The 2268-nt window shown below is 36.9% G+C and carries 5 protein-coding genes; 3 read left to right on the forward strand and 2 right to left on the reverse strand.

Features of this window, described 5'->3' with window-relative positions; genetic code table 11:
• The first annotated feature begins 110 nt into the window (after positions 1–110).
• The 3 genes from CXF74_RS21090 to CXF74_RS21100 all read left to right on the forward strand — a co-directional run bounded on the left by CXF74_RS21090 (position 111) and on the right by CXF74_RS21100 (position 1731).
• Positions 111–311 carry a hypothetical protein gene (locus CXF74_RS21090; RefSeq protein ID WP_101084574.1) on the forward strand — a complete coding sequence of 67 codons (201 nt, stop codon included), beginning with the start codon at positions 111–113 and terminating at the stop codon, positions 309–311.
• Positions 312–465: 154 nt separating this feature from the next.
• Entirely contained in the window at positions 466–1248 is a 783-nt protein-coding gene (locus tag CXF74_RS21095; RefSeq protein ID WP_157822506.1) for a toxin C-terminal domain-containing protein, read from the forward strand.
• A 3-nt stretch (positions 1249–1251) separates the two neighbouring features.
• On the forward strand, positions 1252–1731 hold the full coding sequence (locus CXF74_RS21100; protein WP_101084579.1) for a hypothetical protein: 480 nt from the start codon (positions 1252–1254) through the stop codon (positions 1729–1731).
• A 31-nt stretch (positions 1732–1762) separates the two neighbouring features.
• On the opposite strand, the gene CXF74_RS21105 is transcribed toward CXF74_RS21100, so the two are convergent.
• Positions 1763–2014 (reverse strand): ogr/Delta-like zinc finger family protein, encoded by a 252-nt coding sequence (locus CXF74_RS21105; protein WP_101084580.1) that lies wholly within the window; start codon positions 2012–2014, stop codon positions 1763–1765.
• A 27-nt stretch (positions 2015–2041) separates the two neighbouring features.
• A complete protein-coding gene (locus tag CXF74_RS22080; RefSeq protein ID WP_157822507.1) occupies positions 2042–2197 on the reverse strand; it encodes a hypothetical protein in 156 nt (51 codons plus the stop codon).
• Positions 2198–2268 lie beyond the last annotated feature (71 nt).

The raw sequence follows: 2268 nt of genomic DNA on the forward strand, positions 1-2268 counted from the left end.
TTATTTAACCATAGGTTACTCTTGAAGTTCAGTCAAAAAGAGTCGGGTGTCCCTAATTGGTTTTTAAGAGGGTAATAGTGAGTTTACATAATAAATAGTGGGGGTAAATGATGAGCGGAGCAATTGAAGTAGCTGAAAAATCGGTAGATAACATCGAACAGTTGATAGCTGAAATGTTGGAAGGTGATCACCAGGACAACGAAGTTTCTCTTGGCTGGTTACTTTACGGTAAAAGTGAAATACAGGTACAGCTTAAAATCACCCGCGTTCGTAGTGATTTTATCGACGATGATGAAGAAGATTTAGCGTAAGGGTTAGCTAAAAATATGAATATGACGCCTTTTATTTACATTGTTCTGAAATATGTCGTTAGTTTTCAAACGCCTTTATGGTTGCATATTTGCTACCCATGTTGGTTTGTTTGTGATTAAATGCTTACCTCTTCAAGTGATAATGGGAATTGTTATGATTAAGTCTGTAAGTAAAATATTTATTATGTTTTTGGCCGTATGTTCTTTTTGGGTTTATGCAAACGAAGATACGGATAATATTATTAATCCGATAAAATCAATTGAGAAACAGCTTGTACACAATGTCTCTGATGACGAAAAATTTAATGAGTTATTTAAAGAATACATAACTTATTATCAAGATTTAGACAGTGTTAATGCTTCCTATGCTTTTTTACAAAAATTATATAGAAACGCACCTTTTGAATGGGTAAAAGGGGCGGAAATATACACTTCTACACAAGCATTAACGAAGGTATTAGGCCAGCATAAGTCTCTGGAAGGGGATAATGAAGTTGCTGGCCGAGAACTTGCTACACTTTCTGACCTAAGGCTTTCTCAGCCAAATAGTGTAACATTACGAAATATCGAAAGTAGCTTAAAGCAGTATGAAGGCGCGAAAAGTCGAGTTAAACGTTCTTCAACGAGGACTTGTGGAAGATCGTGCCATGGTGGAACTGGCGGTAGTACATTTGCGGGCGGTGGTGGCGGAGGCACAGGATTTAATAGTGGATTTAACTCAAAGTCAGTGGCTTTTAACTTAGGCTTTAACAAGCGAATCCCTCCCCAGAAGTCTCCGTTTAATTCACATGGCCAATCAGTATTTTCAAATGGTAAAAAATATATCTCTCTGGATGTTGATGGGCATAACGTAGCAAATGGTTGGAAAATGTTTGATTTAAAAGGTCGAAGAATAGGTACTTGGAGTTCCGATTTATCAACGCGGATTAAGGATTAGAAAATGAGTAAATTTGATATTCTTCTAGACGATAGTATTTTTGAATCTGAAGGAGAGCAGGTAGTTTTGGGTTCTATAAATATTGGTGATTTTCAAGAAAAATTTTATGCTTCTCTATCATATTGGGATAGAAATCAGTATTTATCTCAATGGAAGTTAGCACTAGAAAGAGTTTTAAATGGTGAGCCTTGTTCGGCACTTGTGACAACTATGTATGATCCATCAAAAGCTAATTTCATATTTTGGTGGGTTTTATATGTGCTTGAGGATGAAATCTATATTCAAAATCATACTCTTTTCTTAGATGAAGTTGATTCACCATTTAATGAGTTCGACCTTTATAGCTCGATTCCGGATAGAAAAACACAGACAGAAGAAGGAGAATCTATTTCTGAATGGAAAGTGAAAATGTCTGCAGTTAAAGAGTTTTATGACTGTTACGAAGTTAATGACGCCAAGTTGATGGCATCCGATATTTGTTAAATCCCAAAGCCCACAAAACCTGGGCTTTTTATTACAACAAAGAAAGTCGTGCTTTAAGTTCCTGCTGTTGGCTGGGCGCTAATGTCTTTAATAACTCAAACGCTAACTGAGTAGACGTTTTAGCGGACGGGCTTAATGTATGGCTGAACGACAGGTTCATCACAAAAGAGTGGCCGCACTCAGGGTCACGGCAACTACAATACAAATCTGAATACCCTAACGATATTCTGTTCGACTTCTGAATACTGCTTTTCTCACCACATTCCGGACAAAGAATTCTCATATAAAACCTCACTAACTAACCGCTCAATTAGACCAGAATATTAAATTTAATCGGGTTACCACGCGTGCTATCTTTTGGAATAACAGTCGCTAATTCAACGGGAAAACGATGACCGTTGATCACCTCTTGTACGGTATAAGTTAAGTGCCGTACATCGATGTTTTGGTATATCCATCTGTTCAATATCACCTTGATAAACACGGATATAATTTGGATTTTTTATATCTGAAAAAATTAAGACAGGACATCCCAAC

Origin of the sequence: Psychromonas sp. Urea-02u-13 (assembly GCF_002835995.1) — a bacterium.
Lineage (GTDB): Bacteria > Pseudomonadota > Gammaproteobacteria > Enterobacterales > Psychromonadaceae > Psychromonas.

Bases quoted from the DNA above. Each gene is read 5' to 3' on its own strand.
- CXF74_RS21095 (WP_157822506.1), top strand. From the start codon at position 466: ATGATTAAGTCTGTAAGTAAAATATTTATTATGTTTTTGGCCGTATGT.
- CXF74_RS21090 (WP_101084574.1), top strand. From the start codon at position 111: ATGAGCGGAGCAATTGAAGTAGCTGAAAAATCGGTAGATAACATCGAA.
- CXF74_RS21105 (WP_101084580.1), bottom strand. From the start codon at position 2,014: ATGAGAATTCTTTGTCCGGAATGTGGTGAGAAAAGCAGTATTCAGAAG.
- CXF74_RS21100 (WP_101084579.1), top strand. From the start codon at position 1,252: ATGAGTAAATTTGATATTCTTCTAGACGATAGTATTTTTGAATCTGAA.